Below are 267 nucleotides of genomic sequence, written 5' to 3'. Positions count from 1 at the left end.
CTTGCAGGCATCTGCATCGTTGTCGATCAGCTCCAGGTGCTGCAGGCACTCCTGGGACTGAGTCAGCAAGACATGCGCATCCAGCAGAAACTCCTGCAGGGCAGCTTCAAACGATAAGGCACTGTCCATCAGGACGCTCCAGCGCTTGGAGCAGCAGCAAGGGGCGGACACGGCGATACGATAGCGAGCAAAAGCCTGGCTCCATTCATGCAATGAGAATGGTGTCACATTAATGGCTAATGGATATCGCGAACATCAGGTTGCACC

1 pseudogene is annotated in these 267 nt (G+C 55.1%); it reads right to left on the bottom strand.

Going from position 1 to position 267, the window contains the following annotated elements:
* Positions 1-171 (bottom strand): annotated as a pseudogene (locus SB765_RS30265) (histidine kinase); the annotation flags it as partial.
* Between the last annotated feature and the right edge of the window lie 96 nt (positions 172-267).

It is taken from the genome of Pseudomonas sp. SIMBA_067 (genome assembly GCF_046534675.1).
GTDB classification, from domain to species: Bacteria; Pseudomonadota; Gammaproteobacteria; order Pseudomonadales; family Pseudomonadaceae; genus Aquipseudomonas; species Aquipseudomonas putida.
The sequence above is the reverse complement of the archived record's forward strand: the minus strand, read 5'-3'. Positions and strand labels throughout refer to the sequence as shown.